We start from the raw sequence: 26,306 nt of genomic DNA on the forward strand, positions 1-26,306 counted from the left end.
TATTGATGGGCGAGTGCGGTTGCAAGCAAACTCAAGACCAAAGTGAAGTATTTGATATCGATTCCGTAAGGATTCTGCTCGAGGGCTATCGGGGCAAAGAGGAAGAGCTCGTCCATGCCCTGCAGGATGTCCAGCATACCCTGGGCTATCTTCCCAAAGAGGCGATGGAGATGATTGCCGATGTCTTCAACCTATCATTCTCCCACGTCTATGGGGTTGCTTCCTTCTACGCCCACTTCTATTTTGTTCCCAGGGGCAAGAATATCATCAAGGTCTGTACCGGTACCGCCTGTCACGTGCGCGGGGCCAAAACCATACTGGATGGTCTGGCTGGAGAACTCGGCATTGAGCCCGGCCAGACCTCAAGCGACATGGAGTTTACTTTGGAGACGGTGAGCTGTGTTGGATGCTGCGCGCTCGCTCCGGTTGTCGTGGTGGGCGAAGAGGTCTCCAAGGAGAGGACGCCAAAGAGACTCATCTCATCGATAAGAGAGGCTGAAGATGGCAAGGAATAGGCTTAAAAATCCAAATGATCTCGGGCTCCTTAGGGAAGATATATTGAACAAAAAAGCCTTGGACGGCCACTCCGTCAAGGTATGTTGCGGCACGGGCTGCAGGGCCTCGGGGGCCGAGAAAGTGGTCAGCTCCCTGATGAGCGAGGCGGCCAGGGCCGGCTTGGATCTTGAGGTCAGACCGACCGGCTGTCAGGGTCTCTGCGAGAAGGGGCCGATAGTCATCGCCGAAGCCGATCAGACCTTCTACAACAAGGTCGACGCCTTCGATGCGCCCAAGATAGTAGACCTCACCCTAAAGAGGGGCGAAAAGATAGATCGTCTTCTGGTCCAAGATCCTATCACCGGCCAGAGGGCAAATACGGAAGAGGAGATTTCCTTCTATGCCAAGCAGGAGCGGGTAGTCCTAAAGAACTGCGGCCACATCAATCCCGAGAGCATAGAGGAGTATATAGTGGCTGGCGGCTATCAGGCCTTGGCCAAGGCGCTAAGCCAAATGACGCCAGATGAGGTCCTGAGCGAAGTCAAGGCGGCCAGGCTCAGGGGTCGCGGCGGAGCCGGCTTCGATGCCGGGGTCAAGTGGGAGGGCGCAAAGAGGGTTAAAAGTCAAATCAAGTACATAATCTGCAACGGCGACGAGGGAGATCCGGGCGCCTTCATGGATAGGAGCCTTCTGGAGGGAGATCCCCACGCCGTCATCGAGGGCATGATAATTGGAGCCTACGCCGTCGGAGACTGTCATAACGGTTATATCTACGCCCGCGGCGAGTATCCGCTAGCGGTCAAGAATTTAAATATCGCTATCGGCCAGGCTAGAGAGCTGGGCTTGCTTGGCAAGGATATCTTGGGGAGCGGTCTCGATTTCGATATCGAGGTCAAGAAGGGGGCCGGCGCCTTCATCTGCGGCGAATCGACGGCTCTGATGTTCTCCATCGAGGGCAAGCGGGGCATGCCAAGGCCGACCCCACCCCGTTCGGTGGAAAAAGGCCTCTATGGTAAGCCGACCGTCCTAAATAACGTCGAGACCTTAGCCAACATTGGGCCCATCATTTTGAAGGGAGCCGATTGGTTCAAATCGATCGGCACGGAGGGCTCGCCGGGGACCAAAATATTTGCCTTGACCGGACGAGTCAAGAATACGGGGCTCATCGAGGTTCCAATGGGGATCACCATCCGCGAGATAATATACGATATCGGCGGCGGCATCATCGATGACAAGGAGTTCAAGGCGGCTCAGATGGGTGGGCCAAGCGGCGGCTGCATCCCCAAAGAGCATCTGGATCTACACATCGACTTCGACTCCTTGGGGCGAGTCGGAGCAATGATGGGCTCAGGTGGCCTGGTTATCATGGACGAGTCCGATTGCATGATAGAGATCGCCCGCTACTTCCTCTCCTTCACCCAGGTGGAATCGTGCGGTAAATGTCCGCCTTGCCGCATTGGGACCTTCGAGATGCTCGAGATATTGACATCCATAGTCGAGGGCAAAGGAAGAGAGGGCGACATCGAGCGCTTAGAAGAGATCGGAGTGCGCATTCAACAGACGGCCCTATGTGGCCTGGGCAAGAGCGCGCCCAATCCGGTTCTCTCTACCATCAGATATTTTAGGGATGAATATGAGGCTCATATATCCAAGGATTTCTGCCCGGCCGGTGCTTGCGCAAGTCTTGGCCACTACCGGGTGATTGAAGAGGAGTGTTTGATGTGCAACCTCTGCGTGGAGGCCTGCGCCTTCGATGCCATCATCGAAAAGAGGGGCAGTCTTTATATAGATGAGGTCTATTGCGAAAAATGTGGCGCCTGCATCGGGGTCTGTCCGACCTCGTGCATAGTCAGAGAGTTCGTCGAAAGGCCGGCTCTTAGCGGAAGCGGCAAAGGAGGTGGGGCGAAATGAAAGAGGGCTGCAGCGTCACCTTGGCCATCGATTTCTTCAAGGCCTTTTTGGCCGAGAAGATGTGCGCAAAATGTCTCCCTTGTATGATGGGGATGGCGCAGATACTCGGTATTTTGGAGGATATCTCAAGGGGCTCGGGTAAAGAAGAGGACCTCGAAGTCCTCGCTCACCTAGCCTCCCAAATAGTCGACACCGCAAGGTGTAAGCTGGGCAGAGATGCGGCCGAGTTTCTGGCCGCCTCTCTGGAGAACCACAGAGAGGACTATCTTGAACATATCACAAACAAGACCTGCTCGAGCAGCTTTTGTGATGAGATAACCTGCTTGAAGATAGAGCCGTCTGCCTGTACCATCTGTGGGGCCTGCAAGGAAGTCTGCCCCGAGGATGCCATAGTCGGCGAAGGCCTGGTCGCCTATCTGGCCGATAACAGGCCGATGAAAATAAGGACCAAGCGCTGCACAAGGTGCGGCCGCTGCCAAGAGGTCTGCATAACCGGGGCCATAGAAATTGTCTGATGAGGGAGGAGAATTCAAGTTGAAAAAAGAGATCGCCTTGACCATAAATGATAATAAGGTATCAGCTCCGGAGGGAACCCTGATAATCGAGGCGGCCGAGTCGGCCGGCATCGATATCCCCCACCTCTGCTACTGCGAAAGCTTGGCCTCGACCGGGGCCTGCCGGGTCTGCATGGTTGAAGTCGAGGGAGCGAGGGGCCTGGTGGCTTCCTGTACCCAGAAGATCAAGGAGGGCATGAAGGTTACAACCGACAGCGAGAAGGTGAGAGCGGCGCGCCGTTTCGTGGTCGACCTCATCCTGTCCAATCATCCGGGTGACTGCTTGAGCTGCGATAAGAACGGAGTCTGCGAGCTTCAGAAGTACGCTTACGAGCTTGAGATAGACAAGACCAGTTTTTCAATGAAGGATCAGGGTTATGAATTGGATAGGGAGAACCCCTTCATCGAGCGCAACTACAACCTCTGCATCCTCTGCGGCCGCTGCGTCCGCATCTGCAAAAAACAGAGCGAAGATGTGATCGATTTTGTGAAAAGGGGCATGCTGACCAAAGTATCGACTCCGATGGATATTCCGCTCACCCAGGCTGGCTGCGATTTTTGCGGAAGTTGTCTAGCCGTCTGTCCGACCGCGGCCTTGATGGAGAAGGAGAGAAGGTTCAAGGGGCGTGAGTGGGAGATGGCCAGCGCCAAGACGACCTGTTCTTACTGCGGCGCCGGTTGCAGGCTGACCATCGACAGCGTCGGCGGCGAACTGGTCAGGGCAAGGGCGGAGGAGGCTACGGACTTCATCTGCTCGCGCGGCCGCTTCGGGTTCGATTTTGCCGGCAGCGATAAGCTGATAACAAAGCCCCTCATCAAGAAAGATGGCGCCTTTACCGAGGCGACCTACGATGAGGCCGTAAAATTCATCGCATCCCGCTTAAAAGAGATAAAAAAGGCCCACTCAGAGAAGAGCATAGGCGGCTTCATCGGAGGGGCCGAGACCAACGAGACCATATATCTATTTCAGAAGTTCTTGCGCGCGGGCCTTGGCACAAACAACGTCGATAGCTCGGCCCGTCTTCTTGGCATGCCGGCCCTGATAGAGATGGAGGGCATGCTGGCAAGCGACGCCTTTGCCACCTTCGACGATTTGGAGGAGGCCGATTTCGTAATCGCTCTGGGCAGCGGTATGGCCGCCCATCCAAAACTGCTCGCCGCCCTTCGCCGCGTGGCCGCCAAGGGAGGCAAGGTCGCTTTGCTTGGAGCAAGGCCGCTTGACAAGAGGTTTTCCAATCTTACCATCACGGCTGGCTCGGAAGAATTCGCCCTTTCCGCCATCATAAAGGCGCTCTTGAGCGATGAAGCACTGGCCAAAGAGGCCGAGAAGATGGCCGGTTTTAAAGAACTCAAAAAATCGCTTAGCGGCTTAGATGAAAAGACCATCGAGAAGGAGACCTCGCTAAAAGCGGAGCAGTTTTCCGCCATCGCTTCGAACTATCTGACCGCCAAGGCGCCCAAGATAGCTTTTTGTCCAGAGAAGCTTGGGCTTCACGCCATGGAACTGATGGCCGACATTCTCATCTTGACCAGCAATTTTAAGTCATCGGTTCTGGCAAGCCTGGCTCTGGCCAACCTTAGGGGCGCGGCCGAGCTCGGGGCTCTGGCCGGTTTCTATCCCGGCCTCTTAAGAGACGGCGACGACCTGGCCAGAGTCAAAGAATCTTATGGCGGAAAACTGCCCAAGGCGGCCGAATCATCGATCGGCGAGATGCTCGGTCAGATGGGCTCGACCCTTCTGGCCATGTATATAATCGGTGAGGATCCCCCTGCTCATCTCGGAGATAAGACCGAGGCAAAGAAGGCCCTCTCTTCGCTCGATCTTCTGGTCGTTCAGGACTCCTTTATGACCGAGCTGACCGAGCTGGCCGATGTCGTCTTGCCCAAGCGAACCCCGCTTGAGGAGGAGGGGACCTATATATCTTACGGGGCAAGCATTGTCGAGGTTCATCCGGCAAAGGAGAGCGATCTTAAGGCGACGGCTCAAGTGATAGCCGATTTGAGCGGGGCAATGGGTCATCCGATGAAATACTCATCCATCAAGGATATCACCAAGGAGCTTAAGACCTTCATCCCGTCTCCGGATAAGGGTAAAGGACAGGTCCCAAGTCTTACGGCCGCAAATCCCACTCTTCAAGGTGAAGGACTGGACAAAGCTTATCCTTACGCCCTTATGGTGGAGACGGGCAAGTTCGGTTTCTACGACAAGAGCCGGACAGATAACTCAAAACTATCTAAGATCGACCCGGCCGCCGCTTTAAGCATATCTATTTCGAAGGCGGACGGGGTGGCGCTAAATCTCTGCGATGGGGATGAGGCCAAGATAGAATCGAGGCGGGCCCAGGCTCAGGCCACGGTCAGAATCGACGAAAGCTTGCCGGCTGGTGCGGTCAGTATGGCCGAGGCGAATGAAGCATGGGCCTTGCTTGCCAGCGGTAATATCGATGCCAAACTTAAGGTCCCAGAGTATAATCTATTCGCCGTAAAGATTTCAAAAGGAGGCGATGTGAGTTGAGTAAGAAGAGAGACGATACCAAGAAGACCAAGAAGACGTATCCCGCGGCGCACCCCAAGACGAGTTGCACCGCGAGTGCCAAGATGATAGATAAGGCCATTGGCGACGGGGTATCCACCTCTTTTGAGCGGGCGGGTGAGCTCAAGGTCTGCTCCTTCGGCTCGGGCGGTACCTGTTGTAGGGTCTGTGCCATGGGGCCGTGCCGGGTGACCGAGAGTAGGACGGGCGTCTGTGGAGCGACCGATACCACCGTTGCGGCCAGGAACTTTGCCCGGATGATAGCGGCCGGCACGGCCGCTCACTCCGATCATGCTAGAGAGGTCATCTTCACCTTCATCGCGGCTGCCAAAGGGGAGGCCCCTGGCTACGAGATAAAGGATGAGGAGAAACTTAAGAGTCTTGCCCGCGACTTCGACGTCAAGACCGAAGGCCGAGATAAAAGCGAGATAGCCATCGAGCTCGGCGAGAAGGCCCTTTTGGAGATGAACAGGCAACAGGGTGAGCTGACCCTGCTCAAAAGAGCCCCCGACAAGAGGCGCGAGGTCTGGAAGAAGGAGGGCCTCTCCCCCCGCGGGGTCGACCGCGAGATTGTGGAGACGATGCACAGGACCAGCATCGGGGTCGATCAGGATTACGTGAACATTATGGCTCAGGCCTCGAGAACTTCGCTCGCCGATGGCTGGGGAGGCTCAATGCTGGCAACCGAGCTTCAGGATATCATGTTCGGAACCCCGGTTCCCTTAAGATCCACCGTGAACCTGGGCGTCCTCAAGAAGGATGAGGTCAACATCATCGTCCACGGCCACGAGCCCCTCATCTCCGAGATGATAGCTGTCGCTGCTCTCGATGAGGGGCTGATAGCCGAGGCCAAAAAGGTTGGGGCCAAGGGGATAAACTTATCTGGCATCTGCTGCACGGCCAATGAGATATTGATGAGGCGGGCCATCCCGATCGCCGGAGACTTCCTCCAGCAGGAGCTGGCCATCTGCACCGGGGCGGTCGAAACGATGATGGTCGACGTCCAATGCGTCATGCAGTCGCTCACTCAAGTCGCCTCCTGCTATCATACCGAGGTCATAACCACCTCACCCAGGGCCAAGATAACCGGGGCGACCCACATCGAGTTCGATCATCACCGGGGCCTTGAGACGGCCAAGGAGATCGTGAGGCGGGCCATCGCCAACTTCCCCAAACGGGGCAAGGTGGATATACCAAATGAAGAAATCGAGCTCGTGGCCGGCTTCTCTCACGAGACGATAAATTATATGCTGGGCGGCAAGTTCAGATCATCATACCGTCCCCTAAACGACAACATCATCAATGGTCGCATCAGGGGCGTGGTAGGCGTGGTTGGCTGCAACAACGCCCGGGTTAAGCACAACTTTAGTCACACCACCTTGGTCAAGGAGCTTATTGCAAACGATATACTGGTCTTGGTGACTGGTTGTGGGGCCATAAGCTGCGCCAAAGAGGGGCTCCTTCTGCCGGAGGCGGCCAAAATGGCCGGAAGCGGCCTGGCCGAGGTCTGCGAGGCGGTCGGCATGCCGCCCGTCCTACATATGGGTTCCTGCGTCGATAACAGTCGCATCCTGATTGCCGCCTCCGAGATGGTCAAGGAGGGCGGCCTCGGCGAGGATATCTCCGAGATCCCGGCGGCCGGCTGCGCGCCCGAATGGATGAGCGAAAAGGCCGTGGCCATCGGACAGTACTTTGTGGCCAGCGGGGCGATAGTCGGTTTCGGCGTCTCATTCCCCACGGCAAACAGCGAGGTCTTGAGCGACTACCTCTTCGATAAGATAGAGGAGACGACCGGTGGCAAGTGGCTCTTTGAGCCCGATCCGGTAGAGATGGCCAAAAAGATCATCCAAGCCATCGACGAGCGGCGAAAGGCCCTCGGCATCGACAAAGAGAAAGAGAGAGTCCTCTACGACATGGAGATGAGGAGGGACCTAAAAATTGTCTAAGATAATCGCTTCGGCCGCCATCCGGGGGGCGCACAAGATATTTACGCGGGCCGAAAAAGAGCTGGCTGCCGCTCTGAACGAATACGGGCTCGACCAGAAGATAGAGCTGCCCAATACCGGCTATTTTCTTCCCGTCATTTTCGGAATGACCGGCATCGCCATATCTAAGCTCTCCGATTTTGCCGAGATAATGGATTATATCAAGCGGCTTCTTCCGCCGGTGCCATCCGAAAACGTCCACCTTCCCTATCTGGGGGGGGCACTGGACGCCGGCATGGCTACCCTCTTTGCCGACGAGGTGATAGAGGGCATAAAGTACATCAAGGATCCCCCTTATACCATGGGGACCGAGCCGACCGATGATAACCTATGGCTTGGGGCGGCCGATGACGTAATCATGCGCGAGCGGGGCGTCGAGTTTGTCGACGGCTCGGCTCCCGGTTTTGCTGCCTGCGTCGGGGCCGCCCCGACAAATGAGATTGCGGTAAAGATCGCCCGCGAGCTTCAGGAGAAGAATATCTACGTTTTCATGTCGGCGGAGGCTGACGGCAAATCGATGGCTGAGCAACTGGCAGCCGAAGGAGTTCAGATGGGTTGGGAGACCCGCCTGGTTCCCTTCGGCAAGGACATCACCTCAACCATCTTCTCGCTCGGCTTTGCCACCCGGGCCGCCCTCTCCTTTGGCGGCGTCCAGCCGGGCGACTATCGAAGGGCCCTCTTATATAACAAGAATCGCATCTTCGCCTTCGTCTTGGCCCTTGGTGAAGTCGACGACGAGAAATATGCTCAAGCGGCCGGAGCCATCAACTTCGGCTTTCCGACGATTGCCGATACCGATATCCCCGAGATCTTGCCGACCGGGGTCTGCACCTACGAGCACGTCGTCTCCAGTATCCCCCACGACAAGATGGTCGAAAAAGCGATTGAGGTGAGGGGCCTTAAAGTTCAGGTGACCAAGATCGATATCCCGGTCGCTTACGGAGCTGCCTTCGAGGGCGAGCGGATAAGGCGCGAGGATACCTACGCCGAATTCGGCGGCCAGAAGACGGCCGCCTTCGAGTTCTTGAGGACCAAGGAGCTGGAAGAGGTCGAGAACGGCCGAGTCGATGTGGTCGGCAAGGATATAGGCGACATCGAGGCGGGCGAAGTTTTACCCATCGGCATCGTCGTCGACGTGGCCGGCCGCAAGATGCAGGAAGACTTCGAGTCGGTCTTGGAACGCCAAGTCCACCACATGATAAACGGAGCTGAGGGCATCTTCCATATGGGCCAGAGGGATATCATCTGGATCAGGATCAGTCGCAAGGCCAAAGAGGCCGGCTTCACCTTCGCACACCTTGGAAAGATCTTGACGGCCAAGCTTGCCGCCGACTATCCGGCCATCGTCGATAAGGTCCAAGTGACAATCTACACGGATGAGGCCAAGGTCAAGGAGATGCTTTTAGAAGCTCGGAAGTCCTATGCCGTGCGCGACGAACGAGTCAAAGGCATGACCGACGAAAAAGTCGATGTCTTTTATTCTTGCTCGCTCTGTCAAAGTTTTGCTCCAAATCATATCTGCATCATCACTCCCGAAAGGCTTGGTCTCTGCGGCGCCTACAACTGGCTCGACGGCAAGGCCGCCTATGAGATCAATCCGACCGGCCCCAACCAGCCGATCAAGAAGGGCGACACCATCGACGCGGTCAAGGGCCAATGGAAGGATGTCAACGAATTCATCTTCAGCATGTCTAATCAGTCGATCGAGTCGTTTAATGCCTACTCAATGATGGAAAACCCCATGACTTCCTGCGGCTGCTTTGAGTGCGTGGTGGCCATCCTGCCGATGGCAAACGGCGTCATGATCGTCAACCGTGAATTTGCCGGCATGACTCCCTCGGGTATGAAGTTCTCCACCTTGGCCGGAACGGTCGGGGGCGGGGTGCAGCTGCCCGGCTTCATCGGCATCGGCCGCCAATACATCAGTAGCCGCAAGTTCATCTCGGCCGACGGCGGCTTCATGCGGATCGCCTGGATGCCCAAAGAGCTCAAAGAGAGCTTGCGCTCCGAGCTTCAACGACGGGCTGACGAAGAGGGCGTGCCGGACTTCTTGGATAAGATCGCCGACGAGACGGTCGGCACCACCGAAGAAGAGGTCGTTGAATTCATGACCCGGGTCGGCCACCCGGCCCTAACCATGTACCCGATGTTTTAAGCAGCGGAGAGGCGCCTTTAGCTGTCAGTAGGCAGAAGATAAGGAGGCAGATACCGATAAATTGCAGCAAAATCTAGCAAAAGGAGATAGTTTATGGCTTTAACCGGACTCGATATCTACAAAAAATTGCCCCAAAAGAACTGCGGAGAATGTTCCATTCCGACATGCCTTGCCTTTGCTATGAAGCTTGCGGCCAGCCAGGCTCAACTCGAAGCCTGTCCTTATGTCTCGGAGGAGACCCGCGCCGAGCTCTCGGAGGCTTCGGCTCCCCCCATCCGTCTGGTCACCATCGGGGTGGGCGAGAAAGCCCTCAAGGTCGGCGAGGAGGCCGTCCTCTTCAGACACGAAAAGACCTTCTATCACCAGCCCGGTTTTGCCGTCCTGATCGATGATTCGATGAGCGAGGCCGATGTCGATGCCAAGCTTAGCAGGATTCAAAGCTCTCAGTTTGAGCGGGTCGGCCAGCTTCTTTCCGCCGACTTGGTGGCCGTAAGGTCGAGCTTAAGCGATGGGGCCAAGTTTACGGCATTGGTCAATAAGGCATCGGAGGCGGGATTCCCCTTGGTCATCTTGGCAAATGATCCGGCCGTCGTCAAAGAGGCCCTTGGCAACGTGGCCTCGACTAAACCTCTGATTGGGGTGGCCGATGAAAACAATTACGAGGTGATGGCGGCTTTAGCCAAGGAGAGCGGCTGCCCCTTGATCGTCAAAGGGCAAGGTTTGGAAGCCCTTTCCGATCTGGTGGAGAAGGTTTCCGCCCTCGGCGTCAAGGATATCGTTTTGGACCCCTCTTCCAAGAATATCAAAGAGAGCTTAAAGGATGCCACCTTTATAAGGCGAGCGGCCTTAAAGAAGAAGTTCAAACCGCTTGGCTATCCCATCATCTCCTTTCCTTGCGATAACTATTCCGACCCAAACATGGAGGCGCTGGCCGCTTCGGTCGCCGTCATGAAGTATGCGGGCGTAATAGTCCTCTCCGATCTCGATCCCGAGCGCATCCTTCCCCTCTTCGTGCTGCGCCAGAATATCTACACCGATCCTCAGAAACCGATGCAGGTCGATGAGGGCATATACAAGGCTGGCGAGCCGGGCGAGGATTCACCGGTCATCATCACCACCAATTTTTCTCTCACCTACTTCACCGTTTTTGGTGAGGTGGAGGCGAGCAAGGTTGCCACCTGGGTTTGCATCATGGATGTGGAGGGCCTCTCGGTCCTGACCGCCTGGGCGGCTGGAAAGTTCATCGCCGAAAACATCGGGCCCTTCATCAAGAGGAGCGGCATCGAGGAGAAGGTTAAACACAGGAAGATAACCATCCCGGGCTATGTCTCCCAAATAAGCGGCGAACTTGCCGAGGAGCTGCCCGATTGGACCATTGAGGTCGGTCCAAGAGAGGCCGGGGACGTAGCCAAATACCTGAAGGCCTGGAAGGCCTCTTAAGGTAGATTCAATAGTTCGAAGAGGATGACATGGTTTTTACATCGGATCGAATCAAGCCGAATAATGTCGCTTTGGTGATCGGGGGAGGCGTGGCCGGAGTCCAAGCCGCCCTCGATATGGCCGATTGCGGGGTCAAGGTCCATCTTATCGAGATGAGCCCGGCCATCGGAGGCAAGATGGCTCAACTCGATAAGACCTTCCCTACCAACGATTGCGCCATGTGCATCCTCGCCCCCAAGCTGGCCCAAGCGGCCCGTCACAGAAACATCGAGCTCCATACCAACTCCCGCCTGATCGATTTGAGCGGCGACCCCGGCGACTTCAAGGCCAAGGTCAAGGCGAGCCCCCGTTATGTGGATATAAGCAAATGCACTGGCTGCGGGGATTGCGCAAGCGTCTGTCCGGCCGTTGTGGCCGACTCCTTTGACGAAGGGCTCGGCCAACGTAAGGCGATATACATCCCATATCCCCAAGCTGTGCCGAGAGCCTATGCCATAGACATGAACCATTGCAAGCGCTGCGGCGCTTGCGCAAAGAAGTGTGGGCCCAAAGCCATAAATTTGGATGATGTGGAAGAGACGCTCGATCTTAAGGCCGACGCCGTTATCATCTCTTCGGGCTTTAGACTCTTTGACCCCAGCGTCAAAGAGGAATTTGGCTTCGGCCGTTACAAAAATGTTTTGACTCGCATGCAGTTTGAGCGGATGCTGAGCGCCTCCGGCCCGACGGGCGGCGAGATCGTGCGCCCTTCCGATTCTGCCCATCCCGAAAAGGTCGCCTTCTTGCAGTGCGTCGGCTCAAGAGATAAGGAACATAACTACTGCTCCTCCTTCTGCTGTATGTTTGCGACCAAGGAAGCGATCCTGGTCAAGGAGCATCAACCAGAGGCGAAGGCTAAGATATTCTTGAGCGATATGCGTGCCTTCGGCAAGGGTTTTGAGGCCTACTATCAGAGGGCCAAGGATAATTATGGGGTCGAGTATGTAAGGTGCAGAGTATCCGGTTTAAAGGAGGACCCCATCACCAAGGGTCTCATCATCAAATATGTCACAGGCGATGGCGAGGTTATAGAGGAGGAGTTCGACATGGTCACCCTCTCGGTCGGCGGCGAACCCTCAAAGAGCATAACCGAGCTTAGCCTAAGGTGGGGCATTGAGCTAGATGAGCACGGTTTTTGCAAGACGGAAAAGTTTGCTCCCTTGAGGACGAGCCGGGATGGGGTCTACGTCTGCGGCTCCTTCATCGAGCCGATGGATATCCCAGACAGCGTTATTCAGGCGAGCGGGGCGGCGGCCGAGGCTATGAGCAGAATGACCTTGGAGGAGAAGGTTGAATCGGGAGATTATCCGGTCGAGCGGGACATCTCAAGCGAGCCTGCCAAAATCGGGGTCTTCGTCTGCCATTGCGGCTCCAACATAGCCGGAGTAGTCGATGTCAAGAGCGTCGCCGCGCGGGCCAAAGAACTGCCCTTCGTCGTTCACTCTGAAAATCTCCTCTATGCCTGCTCCGAGGATTCCTTGAAGGTCATAAAGGATAGGATAGAAGGGCTCTCCCTAAACCGGGTCGTTGTGGCCTCCTGCACGCCAAGGACGCACGAAGGACTCTTTCAGGAGACGCTTCGCGAATCCAAGCTCAACCCCTTCCTCTTTGAGATGGCCAACATCAGGGACCAATGTTCCTGGGTCCATTCCAAGGAGGCCGAAAAGGCGACCGAAAAGGCCTTTGAATTGGTCAGGATGGCCGTGGCCAGAGCTGCAAAACTTAAGCCACTTGCCAAGGTCTCCTCTCCCATAAAGAGAAGGGCCCTTGTGGTCGGGGGGGGAGCGGCCGGCATGACGGCCGCGCTCGGTCTGGCCGAGCAGGGGATAGCGGTCGATCTCGTCGAAAAAGAGGCCGAGCTCGGTGGAAACTTGCGCTTCATCCGCTATACCTTAGAAGGGGCCGACCCCAAGGCTTATCTGGGTGAATTGATCGAGCGGACGAAGGGGAATGATCTTATAAAGGTCCATTTGAATTCCAAGCCGATCAAAAGCTCAGGCTTTGTTGGAAACTTTGTAACCGAAATAATGACCCCCACGGGGCAAGAGAGCATCGAGCACGGCGCCGCCATCATGGCCATCGGAGCCAGAGCTTATGATGGAGATGAATATCTAAGAGGGTCGAGCGAAAAAGTGGTAAACCAGTTCGAGCTGGAGGCGATCATCGCCGATTCGCCCGAGCTTCTAAAGGGCGAGCCAAGCGTCGTGATGATTCAGTGTGTTGGCCCCAAAGAGAGGAGCTACTGCAGCCGCCTCTGTTGTTCTACGGCCGTAAAGAATGCCTTGAAAATAAAAGAGATAAATCCGAGAGCCAACGTCTTTGTCTTATATAAGGATATGCGAACCTTTGGAACGCGCGAGGCCTATTATACCGAGGCGAGGAGAAAAGGGGTCGTCTTTATCCGCTATAGCGATGATAATCCGCCCAAGGTCCAGCTCGAAGGGGACGGAATAGTCGTTATGACTTTCGATCCCATCTTAAAGAGGGAGATCAACATCGCAGCCGACCTCATCGCACTCAGCACGGCGACGGTTCCGCATGCGGATATGGCTCTCATATCATCGATATTTAAGCTCCCCTTAAGCGAGGACGGTTTCTTCCTGGAGGCCCACATCAAGCTTCGTCCGGTCGACTTTGCCTCGGAGGGCTTCTACCTCTGCGGACTGGCACATTACCCCAAGTTTATCGAGGAGAGCCTGGCCCAGGCCCAGGCGGCGGTGGCCAGATCGCTTGGGATACTTAAGAAAGACGAGCTGAAACTCGGAGGCATGGTGGCCAGGGTAGATAAGGATAGATGTATGGCCTGTTTGACTTGCGTTAGGGGCTGCCCCTACTTGGCCCCGGCCGTCGGAGCCGACGGCAAGGTCGAAATAGCGGCGGCAAGATGTCAGGGCTGCGGGACCTGCGTCGCCGAATGTCCGGGTCGAGCCATCACGCTCGGCCACTATGGGGACGATCAGATAATGGCCGCCCTAAATGCCCTCTTTGAAAGGGAGGTAGTTTGAACGCTGGCCAAGGTTTTGAGCCTAAGATAATCGCCTTCTGTTGCTCGCACTGAGCATACGTCGCTGCGGACCTGGTAGGTTCGATGAGAAGTCAGTATCCAACCAACGTGAAGGTGCTCCGCGTCCCCTGTACGGGCCGGGTAGATATAATCCACCTCCTTTCGGCCTTCGAGGGGGGGGCGGATGGCGTTATTGTGGCCGGCTGCTTGGAGGGCGAGTGCCACTATAAGGATGGTAATCTGAAGGCAAAAGAGAGGGTGGCTAAGGCCAAGGGGCTGCTCAAGGAGATAGGCTTGGAGCCGGAGCGCCTCGAGATGTACAACCTTTCGGCCACCATGGCGGCCCGGTTCATCGAGATAGCCGAGGAGATGACCGAAAGGGTTAAGTCCTTGGGACCAAACCCGCTTAAGGGGATTGCTTCTACTCATGTTAAGGGGGCGTAAGTTTTGATAGTTGCTGAAGCGAAGAGCTTGGAAAGAATAAAAGATATGCTAAAGGGGCAAAAGAAGGTCCTCGTGGCCGGCTGCAATACCTGCATGGCGGTATGTTTTGCCGGCGGCGAGAAGGAGGCGGCCGTTTTGGCCACCTCGCTTCGCATGGCCTTCAAGTTTGAAGGGGTCGATATCGAAGTGAGCGAAAAGACGGTTGAGCGCCAGTGTGAAAATGAGTTCATCGAGGCCTTAAGGGATGAGGCGGCTGATTTTGACGCCATCCTTTCGCTTGCCTGCGGCGCCGGAGTCAACGCTCTTGCCGACATTTTTGCCGATATTGTCGTCTATCCGGGGGTCGATACCAAATTCATCGGAGTGACCGAATCGGCCGGGGTCTGGGCTTCTCGCTGCAGCGCTTGTGGCGAGTGCATCCTCGATCAGACGGCGGGGATCTGTCCGATAAATCGCTGCGCAAAGAGCCTTCTTCATGGTCCTTGCGGCGGGTCCCAGGGCGGTTTTTGTGAGGTGTCGAAAGATATCCCCTGCGTCTGGCAGCTCATCGTCGATCGCATGAAGAGACTGAATCTTATGGAGAAACTTGGGGGGGTAAGGCCGCCCAAGGATTGGTCGGCCGGCACCAACCCAAGCAGAGTCACTAAAGAGGAGAAGGGCTAATGAAGGCAGCCAGCAATTTAGAGAGGATCTTAAGCGAAGGCAAGTTTGCGGTCACGGCCGAACTTGGCCCCCCCAAGGGAGCAGACGCCGGGAAGGTCAGAGAGAAGGCGCGTCTTCTAAAGGGCTCCTGCGACGCCGCAAATATCACCGATTGCCAGACGGCAATCGTCCGCATGAGCTCGATTGCGAGCGGCAAAATAATTATGGACGAGGGCCTTGAGCCGATAGTCCAGATGACGACGAGAGACCGCAACCGGATCGGTCTCCAGAGCGATCTACTGGGAGCGGCCGCCCTCGGGGTTAAGGACGTCCTCTGCTTGACCGGCGATCACCCCAAATTCGGCAACCATCCCCAAGCCAAACCGGTTTTTGATCTCGATTCGGCCCAGCTCTCCGTCATGCTGAAAAAGATGCGCGATGAGAAGGTCTTTTTGAACGGCGAGGAGCTGCATGGCGGCCCCGAATTTTACATCGGGGCCGTGGCCAACCCCTTTGCCGATCCCTTCGAGTACCGGGCGATGAGGATGGCCAAGAAGATCGAGGCTGGAGCCGATTTCATCCAGACTCAGATCATCTACAACATCGATAAGTTTACAGAATGGATGAGCCAGGTCCGTGAGCTTGGCCTCGACAAGAAGATACATATCCTGGCCGGGGTTGCCCCGGTCAAGTCCGCCGGCATGGCCAAATATATGAAGAAGAACGTTCCCGGCATGGACGTGCCCGATTGGGTCATCGAGCGGATGGAGGCGGCCGGCAAGGAGGGCGCCAAAGAGGAGGGCATCAAGATCTGCGTCGAGATAATCAACAAGGTCAAAGAGATAGAGGGCGTCCATGGCGTCCACATTATGGCCATCGAATGGGAAGAGGCGGTTCCGGTCATCGCTGAGGCGGCGCATCTTCTGCCCAGGCCAAAAATATAGGAGCCAAGTTTTTGCAAAGATTTGAGCTTAAAAGAGAGATAATTGAAGATATCGAATCCGAGGCGAACTTTTCCATCTCGGTCTGTGCAAGTTGCAATCGCTGCACCTCGGGCTGTCCAGTGGTGGATGAGATGGACTTCACTCCGGCCCAGATAATCCGCCTTATTCAACTCGGCGACATTCAGCCTGCCCTCTTGAGCCGGACGATCTGGCTCTGCGCCTCCTGTTCGACCTGCACTTCTCGCTGTCCGGCCGGGGTTGATGTGGCGAGAGTCATGGATATCTTGAGGGAGCGGGCGCTAAGGAGCGGCGTTAGACCGGCCTTAAAAGAGGTTGCTCTCTTCAACGAGGTTTCCGTTAAGAGCATCGAGCGCCGTGGCCGCCTCTATGAATTCGGCTCGATGGTCGCCTACAAGCTCAAAAGCGGCGATATCTTCTCCGATATCTGGATGGGAATTAAAATGTTTTTGAAGGGCAGGATGAGTCTATTTCCTAGCTCCGCCAATTTTCCGAGCGACCTTTTAAAAGTCGAGAAGGATCCACTTGCTAAAGAGAAGATCGCCTATTTCAGTGGTTGTTCGATGCATTCCATCGGCAAGGAACTAAACTCGACGAGCCTAGCCGTTTTAGAAGAATTGGGCATCGAAGCTAGCGAGCCGGAAGGCTGGGTCTGCTGTGGGACAACCCCGGCCCACTCCACCTCCCATCTTTTGGCGACGGTATTGCCGGCCAAGAACCTCGCTCTCATCGAGCGAAAAGGTTATGATTATCTGACCGTCCCCTGTGCCGCCTGCTTCTTTCGCATGAAGGCGGCAGGTCGCGATATGAAAGATGACCCCGGTCTTAAAGGAAGGGTCGATCAGAAAATCGGCTACTCTTATGGCGGGGGCGTCGAGGTCGATCACCTCCTCACCACCTTGAGCAAGAGGGTTGAAAAAGAGGAGATAATTTCCAAGGTCAAGAAGCCGTTGGCTGGCCTCAAGGTCGCCTGCTACTATGGCTGTTTCTTGAGCCGGCCGGCCGAGGTTACGGGCTCGGAGCATCCCGAATATCCGACCGATATGGATCAGATGATGAGGTTGCTCGGAGCTGAAACGATCGATTGGTCGCATAAGACCGAGTGCTGCGGAGCGGCCCTTTCGATGACCAAGAGGGATATGGTCCTAAAGCTATCGGAGAGAATCCTCTCGGAAGCCAAGGCGCTTGGAGCCGATGCCGTCATCACTTCCTGCCCGCTCTGCCACGTCAATCTGGACGCAAGGCAGAGCCAGATCAAAAAAAAATTCGGCAAGAAGCTCGATCTGCCCATCCTCTATTTCACCCAGCTTATGGCCCTCTCATTCGGTTTGGACGAAGGCTCGCTGGGCTTCAAGGCCCACTTCGTCGATCCCGCTCTCCCTTTAAAAAAGAGGGGGCTCTTATGATGGCAGGGCTAGATTTTAAACCGAAATGTCTGGCCACCACTATCGGTAGCATGCCCCACGTCGATCCAAAGCGTGCCACAGAGGTCATTTTCACTCATACTCCCGATATTCCAACTTGGCCGCAGCTTCCCCACCTCTCCTTCAAAGAGAGCATGGCCATTCAGGTTAGCGAGGGGATGCCCGGGGTCAGACTGGATGAGGCAAAGGGGACGATCCACCTGGATTCGGGCGATTTGGCCTCAAGGGAGCTTGAGCTATTCTATGAACGCTTCATAGAGGACGATATCGATCACTTTGCCATCAGCCCCGAGTATGCTCAAGGCTTTGAGCCGTTTCTTCAGATGGTCAAGGAGAAGGGGCCAAGCGATATCAGTCTATTAAAAGGCCAACTTATCGGGCCGATAAGCTTCGGGCTGACCATAACCGATCAGAGTAAGGCGGCTGTCCTGTATGATGACGCTTTGCGCGACGCCGTCATCAAGACCCTAATCATGAAGGCCAAGTGGCAGAGGAAGAGGTTCGAGGGGGCGGCCCCCGATGTGGAGAGCGTCATCTTCTTCGACGAGCCCTATCTCCAGTCCTACGGCTCGGCCTATGTAAAACTAAATTTTGATGAGGTCATCTCGTATTTGAACGAATGCTTTGAGGGTTCGGGAGGACCGTGCGGAGTTCACTGCTGCGGCCGGACCGACTGGGGCCTCCTCATGGAGACAAGCGTCGATATCATAAGCTTCGATGCCTTCGATCATACCGAGAGCCTGGCTCTCTACCCCAAAAAGATAGACACCTTTCTGGACCGGGGCGGGGTGCTGGCCTTTGGCATCGTTCCCTCCACCTACCCGACCCCAGAATCGATAGAGGATTTGACCATCCTGACCCTCTTGGAGCGTTTTGAAGGGGCCGTATCACTCCTGGCTAAAAAGGGGATCGACGAAGGTAAGCTCTTGGAGTCGGCCTTGATCACTCCAAATTGCGGAACCGGCTCGATGAGCGTCCCCTTGGCCGAAAAGAGCATCGAGTTTGCCGGTCGCCTCTCTCAAGCGGTCAGGGCCAAATATTTTGGGGATGAAGCTTAAATGAAGATAGCCGTAACTGGCAAGGGAGGAGTTGGAAAGTCGACTATAGCGGGGGCTTTAGCCAGGCTCTACAAGGATCTCGGGTTCAAAGTCCTGGCCGTCGATGCCGACCCGGACGCCAACTTGGTCTCGGCCATCGGCGGGGCGGACCAAGACGACAAGATCACTCCCATCTCGAAGATGAAGAATTTGGCCGAGGAGCGAACGGGCGTCAAGCCGGGAACGATCGGCGGAATATTCAAGTTAAACCCCAAGGTGGATGATCTTCCAGAGACCCTGGCAAAAGACGTGATGGGGGTAAAGGTTTTGGTTCTTGGCGGGGTTGAGGCGGCCGGTTCGGGCTGCATCTGCCCGGAGAGCGCGCTTTTGAAAAGCCTGGTCAGAAACCTGGTCCTCAAGAGGGAAGAGGTCATCATCATGGACATGGAGGCCGGCATCGAGCACCTTGGCCGGGGAACGGCTGCTGGCGTCGATGCCATGCTGATCGTGGTCGATTCCGGAAAGCGCAGTCACAAGACGGCAAAGCGGATAGCCGAACTCGCTAAGGATATCGGCATCGAAAGGCTCTTCATTCTGGCGAACAAGGTGGAAAAATCAGAAAACTTGGATTGGATCGGCGAGCTCGAAAAGGATATATTAGGCGGCCAACTCATCGGCATCATCAGCGCAAGCGAAAAGGTGGCCGCCGCAGACATTCAAGGCAGATCACCTTATGATATGGACGCCGACTTTGTTCAAGAGGTTTCGGCCCTCAAAGAAGAGCTCCAAAAGAGGGTTGAAGGAAAGGGGATTAAATGAGGGAGGCCAATGGCTTGCAATTGTGATTGCTCCGGCCCGTCCTCCAAAGAGAGGGAGAGTCCGGAGCTTGCCGAGATAATCGATAACTTTAAGGGAGAGAAGGGGGCTGCTATCCCCATCCTTCAAGAGGTCCAGAAGAGATGCGGATATCTTTCCGAGGAGGCCTTGGATTTTGTGGCCCAAAGGGCCAAAATAGAGCTTAGCCAACTCTATGGGGTGGCCACCTTCTACGCTCAGTTCTCTTTGGTACCGGTGGGAAGGAACGTCATCAGCGTCTGCCAAGGGACGGCCTGCCACGTGGCCGGGGCGAGGAAGATAACTGAAGCTTTGGTCGATGAGCTCGGAATAGCTGAGGGTGAGACGACCAAGGATTTATCCTTTACGCTGCGCGGCGTCTCATGTCTTGGGGCCTGCAGCTTGGCTCCGGTGATGAAGATTAACGAGGAGGCCTTTGGCCGCCTGACCGTCAAAGGGGCTCGAGATATAATCAGGCGCATTAAAATGAAGGATAAAAACAACATTTGAGAAAGGGAGATTTACATGCTTGTAATTGGAGAGAAGATCAACGTCATGTCGAAGGCGCTCGGCCCGGCTATGAGGGAACGCGATAAGGGACCCATCCAGGAGATGGCGTTGGCCCAGGTCGAGGTGGGAGCCAACATCTTGGATATCAATATCGGTCCGGCCAGAAAGGACGGTCCCGATGTAATGGAGTGGATAGTCGGCGTCGTCCAGGAGGTGGTCGATGTGCCCCTCTGTTTGGATACGACCAACGCTTTGGCCATGGAAGCGGGCCTGAAAGTCTGCAAGAAGCAGCCGATCATAAATTCGGCCTCCGGCGAGCCGGAGCGTCTTGAAACGATGATGACCCTGGCCGCCAAATACGGAGCCTCAGTCATAGGCCTCACAATGACCGAAGTCGGCATCCCCCGCGACGCCAACGAGAGGATGGCCATTGCCGTCGATATTATGACCAAGATGGCCGAAAAGGGCGTTCCGACCGAGAACCTCTACCTTGACCCCTTGATCCTGCCGGTATCGGTCGCTCAAGAGCAGGCCACCGAAGGGATAGAGTCGATAAAGCTCTTCAAGCAGCTGAATGATCCACCCCTAAAGACGGTGGTGGGCCTGAGCAATATCTCCAACGGGGCGCTTCCCGAGGCCAAGCCGATCTTAGACCGGACCTACCTCGCTATGCTGGCCACTGTCGGCTTGGATGCGGCCATAGCCGATCCGCTCGATAAAGAACTGATGGAAGCGGTCAAGACTATCAGGATCTTGCGCAACGAGGTCCTCTACTGCCACTCCTTCTTAGATTAGGAGAGAGGCTTGAACGAGCTGGAAAGGGACGAAAAGAAGAGAAGGGTTTTAGTCTGCGCCGGAAGCGGCTGCGTCCTTAGCGGGAGCTCCCTGGTCAAGGTGGCCTTGGAGGATGCCGTGGGCAGACTCGGCCTAAGCGATGTTGAGGTCACTCTGACCGGTTGCCACGGTTTCTGTCAGCAAGGCCCGATAGTTGTCGTCAAGCCGGAGGGGATATTCTACCCCATGGTTACAAGTGATTCGGCCGTCCGGATAGCTGAGGAACATCTGGCCGGGGGCCAGGTGGTGGACGATCTTCTCTACGTCGATCCCACGAGCGGAGGGAAGGTTTCCCTCTATGATGAGATAAATTTCTATAAGAAGCAGACCAGAATCGTTCTCAAGAACTGCGGCCACATAGATCCCGAATCGATAGATGATTACGTGGAGAGCGGCGGTTACGTGGCCTTGAAGAAGGCCATAAGCGGCATGAGCCCAGATGACGTCATATCAGAGGTCAAGGCAGCCTGCCTTAGGGGCCGGGGTGGAGCCGGTTTTGAGACCGGGCTCAAATGGGAGCTGGCCAGAAAAGCGCCGGGCGAGATCAAGTACATAATCTGCAATGCCGATGAGGGCGACCCGGGCGCCTTCATGGATAGAAGCGTTTTGGAAGGCGATCCCCACGCCGTCTTGGAGGGAATGGCGATTGCCGCCTACGGCGTCGGTTCCGCCCAGGGCTACGTCTACGTGCGGGCCGAGTATCCGCTGGCCATAAAGAGACTAAAGGTTGCCATCGAAGGGGCCAAGGAGCGCAGTCTGCTCGGCGAAAACATACTGGGGACCGATTTTAGTTTTGATATCAAGATCAAGGAAGGGGCCGGCGCCTTCGTCTGCGGCGAATCGACCGCCCTCTCCTTTTCGATTGAGGGCAAAAGGGGAATGCCCAGGATCACCCCGCCTCGCTCGGTCGAAAAGGGCCTCTTTGGCCAGCCGACCGTCTTAAATAACGTCGAGACGCTGGCCAACGTGCCGGCCATAATCGAAAAAGGGGCGGCTTGGTTCAGATCTATCGGGACAGAGGGCTCGCCCGGCACCAAGATATTTGCGCTGACCGGCAAGGTCAAGAATACCGGTCTCATCGAGGTCCCGATGGGCACGAGTCTCTCCACAATCATCAACGACATCGGCGGGGGGGCACCGAATGGCGGCGAGCTCAAAGCGGTTCAGATCGGAGGACCTAGCGGCGGCTGCATTCCAAAGGAGCACTTGGACCGGCCGGTCGATTTCGATTCCTTAACCGACATCGGGGCCATGATCGGCTCCGGCGGTCTGGTCGCTCTGGATGAGACATCATGCATGGTCGATCTGGCCAGATATTTTCTGGCCTTTACCCAAGAGGAGTCGTGCGGCAAGTGCATCCCCTGCCGGATCGGCACCAAGAGGATGCTTGAGATATTAACGCGCATGGTCAAGGGGAAGAGCTGTGAAGAAGAGCTCACTCTGCTCGAAGAATTGGCCCAAGACATAAAGGTCTCGGCCCTCTGCGGGCTGGGCCAAACCGCCCCAAATCCGGTCATAACGATGTTAAGATATTTCAAAGAAGAGTTCGTTCAGCACGTAAAAGAGAGAAAATGCGCCGCCGGCTCCTGCAGCGATCTCATATCTTATGTCATAGATGAAAAGATCTGCACAGGCTGCGGCGTCTGCGTCAAGCGCTGTCCGGCCCACGCCGTTCGCGGCGAGCGGAAGAAGCCACACACCATCGATCAGGATAAGTGCGTAAAGTGCGGCATCTGCAAGCAGCACTGCGTCTTTGAAGCCATATACATCTCCAAATAATTGAAGGGAGCCCAAAAGTGAACGTCAAAGATATCATGACCAAGAATCCCATTTCCATATCCGAGGAGGCGAGTCTCAAAAAGGCGGCCGTCATGCTGAAAGAGGAGAAGGTCGGCTCCCTCTTGGTCGTGGACTCCAACGGCGATCTTGCCGGTATCATAACCGATCGCATCCTAGTCGTTGACGCCATCGCCAACGGCTTTGATTTCAACAAGACTCAAGTCAAGGAGATCATGTACGAGAGCATGGTCTCGGTCACCCCGGACATGGAGGCGACCAAGGCGGCCCGCCTATTGGAGGAGCTTGAGATAAGATATCTGCCCGTCATGGAGGGCAAGAAAACCGTCGGCATCCTCTCCATCTCGGATCTGGCAAATTTCGTCAAGGACTTCATCGACTGCATCCTGATAGAACTCGGCGCCCGTGTCGTCAAGAGGAGGATCGGCTAAGCCCATCATGACGAAGATCAATCTCACGATAAACGGCAAAAATATAGCGGCCGTGGGCGGCATGACCATCCTGGAGGCGGCCAAGGGAGCGGATATCGGCATCCCCACCCTCTGCCACGATCCGCGCCTCAAGCCCTATGGGGCTTGCCGCCTCTGCCTGGTAGAGGTCAAGGGGTCCAAGAAGCCGCTTCTCTCCTGCGCTACCAAAGTGACTGAGGGGATGGAGGTAGAGACGGAGACGCCTGCTCTGCTTCGCATCAGAAAGACCCTGGTTGAACTGCTCCTTTCCGACCACAAAATAAACTGCGTCACCTGTGAGAGCTCGGGCCGTTGCAAATTGCAGGACTTGGCCTACGAGTTTGGGATAGAGGATAATCGCTTCATTGGGGAGAGGAACACTTTTAAAATCGAGGATTTTAACCCCTTGATCGAGCGAGACCCAAGCAAGTGCATCCTCTGCGGCCGCTGCGTTAGAATCTGCGAAGAGGTTCAACAAGACAGCGTCTATACCTTTGCGGGTCGCAGCTTCAGCACGGTGGTGACGACCCCTTATGATCGCTCCCTAATTCAGACCAAGTGCGAGCTCTGCGGACAATGCATCTCGGCCTGTCCGACGGCGGCCCTCATCGATAAGACAGCCAAGAATCAGGGCCGGATTTGGGAGACGAGCGCCACCAAGACGACCTGCCCCTATTGCGGCTGCGGCTGCGAGCTCGAGCTTCACGTGAAAGACGGGCGCATCGTCCGCGTCTCAGCCGATGTCCAGAGCGGGGTCAATCGGGGCAACGCCTGCGTCAAGGGGCGCTTTGCCATGGGCTTTGTCAATCACAAGGATAGGCTTAAGAACCCGCTCATCAGAAAGGACGGCAAGCTTACCGAGGCCACTTTCGATGAGGCGATAGGGCTTATCGCCTCCAAATTGGCCAAAATCAAAGAGGAGAGCGGGCCCGATTCGATCGGCGTCTTTGCCTCGGCCAGGTGCACCAATGAGGAGAATTATCTTCTGCAGAAGTTTATCCGGGCGGCGGTTGGCACCAACAACATCGATCACTGCGCCCGCTTGTGACACGCTCCAACGGTGGCCGGTCTGGCCGCAGCGTTTGGAAGCGGGGCGATGACAAATTCGCTCTCCGATATAGCCCAGTCCGATGTCATCCTGGTCATGGGCTCAAATACCACCGAGAGCCATCCCATCGTTGCCTTGGAGATCAAGCGGGCAGTCAGTGATTTTGGGGCAAAACTCATCGTCATCGATCCAAGGCGGATAAGGCTGGCCGATTACGCCGACATCTACCTCTCCCAAAAACCCGGAAGCGACGTGGCCCTCCTTAACGGAATCATGCATGTCATAATCGAAGAGGGTCTGGCGGATCAGGCCTTCACCTTGGCCAGGTGTGAAGACTTCGAAGCCTTCAAAAGGGCGGTCCGCAAATATACCCCCGAACTTGCTGAGGAGATTTCCGGCGTCAAGGCCGATGATATCAGAAGGGTTGCCCGCCTCTTTGGAGCGGCCAAAAACGGGGCCATCTTCTATTGCATGGGCTTAACCCAGCATGTGACCGGGACGGATAACGTCCTTTCGGTGGCCAATCTGGCCATGCTGACCGGAAACATCGGCCGGCCTGGAACCGGGGTCAATCCTTTGCGCGGTCAGAACAACGTCCAGGGCGCCTGCGATATGGGGGCTCTTCCCAACGTCTTTGCAGGCTACCAGAAGGTTAGCGATGAGGCGGCCGCCCAAAAATTCGAATCCGCCTGGGGGGGGAGCCTCTCCCGCAAAGAGGGCTTGACCGTAACCGAGATGATTTGGGCGGCCGCCTCCGGAGGCATCAAGGCCCTCTATATTATGGGCGAAAACCCCATGCTCTCCGATGCCGATACCTCCCACGTCGAAGAGGCCCTAAAGAATCTCGACCTTCTGGTGGTTCAAGATATCTTCTTAACCGAAACCGCCGCTCTGGCCGACGTGGTTCTGCCGGGGGCAAGCTTTGCCGAAAAGGATGGCACCTTCACCAATACCGAGCGCCGCGTCCAGAGGGTCAGAAGAGCTATCCCAGTGCTTGGTGGGGCAAAAGAAGACTTAAAGATAATCGCCGATCTCTCGGCGGCCATGGGTTATCCGATGGAGTATGCGAGCGCAAGCGAGATAATGGATGAGATAGCAAAGCTTACCCCAAGTTACGGCGGCATAAGTTATCAGCGGATTGAAACGGAGGGCCTGCAGTGGCCCTGTCCAAGCCCGGCTCACCCTGGAACCCCTATCCTTCACACAGAGAAATTTGCTCGGGGCCTGGGCAAATTCCATCCCGTTGAATATAAAGATCCAAACGAGGTCGTCGATGAGGAGTATCCCCTCATCCTCACCACGGGCCGCCTCCTTCATCAGTATCATACCGGCACCATGACCAGAAAATCGGAAGCCATCGAGGAGGTCTGCGGGGCGGCCCTTCTTGAAATAAACCCCAAGGACGCCGAGAGGCTGGGGGTTGAGAGCGGCGATATGGTCAAGGTAACCTCCAGGCGGGGCAGCGTTGAGATAAAGGCTTGCGTAACCGAGAAGATTCAAAAAGGCGCCCTCTTTGCCCCCTTCCACTTCAAAGAGTCTCCCATAAACCGGCTGACCAACCCGGCTCTCGACCCGGTTGCCAAGATTCCCGAATTCAAAGTGGCCGCCGTCAAGGTGGAGAAGGTTTAAAGGCCGCCGCCGCGCCCCGCTCATCAGGAAAGATTAACCTCCGTTAACCTTGCCCGGCGCTCGGTTTTCAGCGCTTTATGTCATATCGACACAATAGCCGCCCTTGCAGGATCTTACGTGTTGCATCATCTAAAAATGTACTCCAAGAGGCATTCATTGCCTCACCAGAAATGTACTTGAAAGATCGGGGTTGGCTTCCTCCTTTCTTATCACATTTGTTTTGTTTACGTAAGTCTTAAATAACTTATCTTGAAGCTTGCTAATCCGTCTCTTAAGCTCGGCGGGATTCAATGTATTATATGTAGTCGTGAGATTGTCTTTGATTGTCTGATGGACGTCAGGACACTCCAGCAGACGCCGGTAGGGTGTTTTGGGCTCGTCGTATATCTTTTTGACCTTACTTCCGTTTCGCACCTTCTCGACCAGGCGCATATTCGGCTGAAAGAAGTTGGTGTAGAGTCTCAAGTACCCGTATATCTCTTTTAGGACTGCCATCTCTTGCTCGGTGTCATGGCGCATATATCCTGGAGTTACCCCGTTTCTGTTGACACCTTAACTACGCACAACGGCTTCTGCCGCT

General features: G+C 55.6%; 20 protein-coding genes. 19 read left to right on the forward strand and 1 reads right to left on the reverse strand.

Annotated features, from left to right (window positions below; genetic code table 11):
• Window positions 1–5 precede the first annotated feature (5 nt).
• From nuoE (QMD53_03670) to fdhF, 19 genes are all read left to right on the forward strand, one after another.
• A complete protein-coding gene (gene nuoE, locus QMD53_03670; protein MDI6799755.1) occupies window positions 6–515 on the forward strand; it encodes an NADH-quinone oxidoreductase subunit NuoE in 510 nt (169 codons plus the stop codon).
• Window positions 502–2,406 (forward strand): NADH-quinone oxidoreductase subunit NuoF, encoded by a 1,905-nt coding sequence (locus tag QMD53_03675; GenBank protein MDI6799756.1) that lies wholly within the window; start codon window positions 502–504, stop codon window positions 2,404–2,406. Before nuoE (QMD53_03670) ends, QMD53_03675 begins: the two co-directional genes overlap by 14 nt.
• The gene (locus tag QMD53_03680; GenBank protein MDI6799757.1) at window positions 2,403–2,921 is read left to right on the forward strand and encodes an NADH-ubiquinone oxidoreductase-F iron-sulfur binding region domain-containing protein; all 519 of its coding nucleotides are present in this window, start codon (window positions 2,403–2,405) and stop codon (window positions 2,919–2,921) included. The genes QMD53_03675 and QMD53_03680 overlap by 4 nt, the downstream gene beginning before the upstream one ends.
• A gap of 19 nt (window positions 2,922–2,940) precedes the next feature.
• A complete protein-coding gene (locus tag QMD53_03685) occupies window positions 2,941–5,475 on the forward strand; it encodes a molybdopterin-dependent oxidoreductase (protein MDI6799758.1) in 2,535 nt (844 codons plus the stop codon).
• An 83-nt stretch (window positions 5,476–5,558) separates the two neighbouring features.
• Window positions 5,559–7,439, forward strand: a complete 1,881-nt coding sequence (gene cooS / locus QMD53_03690) for an anaerobic carbon-monoxide dehydrogenase catalytic subunit (GenBank protein ID MDI6799759.1) — start codon at window positions 5,559–5,561, stop codon at window positions 7,437–7,439.
• Window positions 7,432–9,633, forward strand: a complete 2,202-nt coding sequence (gene acsB / locus QMD53_03695) for an acetyl-CoA decarbonylase/synthase complex subunit alpha/beta (GenBank protein MDI6799760.1) — start codon at window positions 7,432–7,434, stop codon at window positions 9,631–9,633. The genes cooS and acsB overlap by 8 nt, the downstream gene beginning before the upstream one ends.
• A gap of 93 nt (window positions 9,634–9,726) precedes the next feature.
• Complete coding sequence (acsC, locus tag QMD53_03700) at window positions 9,727–11,073, forward strand: acetyl-CoA decarbonylase/synthase complex subunit gamma (GenBank protein MDI6799761.1); 1,347 nt, start codon at window positions 9,727–9,729, stop codon at window positions 11,071–11,073.
• Window positions 11,074–11,102: 29 nt separating this feature from the next.
• Window positions 11,103–14,117 (forward strand): FAD-dependent oxidoreductase, encoded by a 3,015-nt coding sequence (locus tag QMD53_03705; protein MDI6799762.1) that lies wholly within the window; start codon window positions 11,103–11,105, stop codon window positions 14,115–14,117.
• The gene (locus tag QMD53_03710) at window positions 14,114–14,560 is read left to right on the forward strand and encodes a hydrogenase iron-sulfur subunit (protein MDI6799763.1); all 447 of its coding nucleotides are present in this window, start codon (window positions 14,114–14,116) and stop codon (window positions 14,558–14,560) included. The genes QMD53_03705 and QMD53_03710 overlap by 4 nt, the downstream gene beginning before the upstream one ends.
• A gap of 3 nt (window positions 14,561–14,563) precedes the next feature.
• On the forward strand, window positions 14,564–15,223 hold the full coding sequence (locus QMD53_03715) for a methylenetetrahydrofolate reductase C-terminal domain-containing protein (GenBank protein ID MDI6799764.1): 660 nt from the start codon (window positions 14,564–14,566) through the stop codon (window positions 15,221–15,223).
• The gene (locus tag QMD53_03720; protein ID MDI6799765.1) at window positions 15,223–16,146 is read left to right on the forward strand and encodes a methylenetetrahydrofolate reductase; all 924 of its coding nucleotides are present in this window, start codon (window positions 15,223–15,225) and stop codon (window positions 16,144–16,146) included. The genes QMD53_03715 and QMD53_03720 overlap by 1 nt, the downstream gene beginning before the upstream one ends.
• Before the next feature lie 11 nt (window positions 16,147–16,157).
• Window positions 16,158–17,570, forward strand: a complete 1,413-nt coding sequence (locus tag QMD53_03725) for a heterodisulfide reductase-related iron-sulfur binding cluster (protein MDI6799766.1) — start codon at window positions 16,158–16,160, stop codon at window positions 17,568–17,570.
• Window positions 17,567–18,646 (forward strand): methionine synthase, encoded by a 1,080-nt coding sequence (locus QMD53_03730; GenBank protein ID MDI6799767.1) that lies wholly within the window; start codon window positions 17,567–17,569, stop codon window positions 18,644–18,646. Before QMD53_03725 ends, QMD53_03730 begins: the two co-directional genes overlap by 4 nt.
• Entirely contained in the window at window positions 18,647–19,444 is a 798-nt protein-coding gene (locus tag QMD53_03735) for an AAA family ATPase (GenBank protein ID MDI6799768.1), read from the forward strand.
• Window positions 19,445–19,453: 9 nt separating this feature from the next.
• Window positions 19,454–19,969: an NADH-quinone oxidoreductase subunit NuoE gene (gene nuoE, locus QMD53_03740; protein MDI6799769.1), complete on the forward strand. Its 516-nt coding sequence runs from the start codon at window positions 19,454–19,456 to the stop codon at window positions 19,967–19,969.
• A 15-nt stretch (window positions 19,970–19,984) separates the two neighbouring features.
• Window positions 19,985–20,764: a dihydropteroate synthase gene (locus tag QMD53_03745; GenBank protein ID MDI6799770.1), complete on the forward strand. Its 780-nt coding sequence runs from the start codon at window positions 19,985–19,987 to the stop codon at window positions 20,762–20,764.
• Between the two features lie 90 nt (window positions 20,765–20,854).
• Window positions 20,855–22,582, forward strand: coding sequence for an NADH-ubiquinone oxidoreductase-F iron-sulfur binding region domain-containing protein (locus tag QMD53_03750; GenBank protein MDI6799771.1), 1,728 nt, complete (start codon window positions 20,855–20,857; stop codon window positions 22,580–22,582).
• A 17-nt stretch (window positions 22,583–22,599) separates the two neighbouring features.
• Complete coding sequence (locus QMD53_03755) at window positions 22,600–23,031, forward strand: CBS domain-containing protein (protein ID MDI6799772.1); 432 nt, start codon at window positions 22,600–22,602, stop codon at window positions 23,029–23,031.
• Between the two features lie 7 nt (window positions 23,032–23,038).
• The gene (gene fdhF, locus QMD53_03760) at window positions 23,039–25,726 is read left to right on the forward strand and encodes a formate dehydrogenase subunit alpha (GenBank protein MDI6799773.1); all 2,688 of its coding nucleotides are present in this window, start codon (window positions 23,039–23,041) and stop codon (window positions 25,724–25,726) included.
• A gap of 153 nt (window positions 25,727–25,879) precedes the next feature.
• On the opposite strand, the gene QMD53_03765 is transcribed toward fdhF, so the two are convergent.
• The gene (locus QMD53_03765; GenBank protein ID MDI6799774.1) at window positions 25,880–26,245 is read right to left on the reverse strand and encodes a hypothetical protein; all 366 of its coding nucleotides are present in this window, start codon (window positions 26,243–26,245) and stop codon (window positions 25,880–25,882) included.
• Window positions 26,246–26,306 lie beyond the last annotated feature (61 nt).

This window comes from Actinomycetota bacterium (genome assembly GCA_030017835.1).
Classification (GTDB): domain Bacteria; phylum Actinomycetota; class Aquicultoria; order UBA3085; family Oleimmundimicrobiaceae; genus Yes70-04.